We start from the raw sequence: 548 nt of genomic DNA on the forward strand, positions 1-548 counted from the left end.
GTTTCCAGCACTGCACGCCGTTGAGAAAGGAACGTGTCAGCCGTAGCATTGATCGCCAGAGGCAACGGTCCTTGCGCGCGCATCGCTGCAAACGTGGCTTCCGGAAGAAGGTAGGTGTCGAATGCGCGGTATTGGCGACTTTCCGTTACCCAGATGTCTCCGGCACGCAGACGCTCGCGCAGCTGGGTCAGAACACAGAGTTCGTAAGCCTGTCGTATGACTGTTCCCTCTGGCCTGACAAAGCTGTGCCAGGAAGGCGGAATGAAACGGATCGGACAGGAGTCAGGCAAGCGGCGTTTACCGGTCCGATAGAGGTCTCCAATGATCTGCACCGCCTTCAGTAATCCCTGTACCGTGCGACCACCCTGAAACTGGAACGCGTTCAGGAATGGACCAATGGCAGGACGAAGAGAGCGATGCCGGTTGATCAGTTCGGCCGTGCGATCAATGGTCTCTGGAGCTGTCAGGGTTTCAGCCCTGCCGATGGCGTCCTGGAGGCGGGGCCAGTCAATTCCCGTAATGGCAGACAGTGAATCAACGCCCTGATC

1 pseudogene is annotated in these 548 nt (G+C 58.0%); it reads right to left on the minus strand.

The features are described from left to right. Window positions 1–548, minus strand: a pseudogene (locus KP705_RS16600) (Tn3 family transposase); the annotation flags it as partial.

Source organism: Gluconobacter sp. P1D12_c (genome assembly GCF_018812105.1).
GTDB classification, from domain to species: Bacteria; Pseudomonadota; Alphaproteobacteria; order Acetobacterales; family Acetobacteraceae; genus Gluconobacter; species Gluconobacter oxydans_A.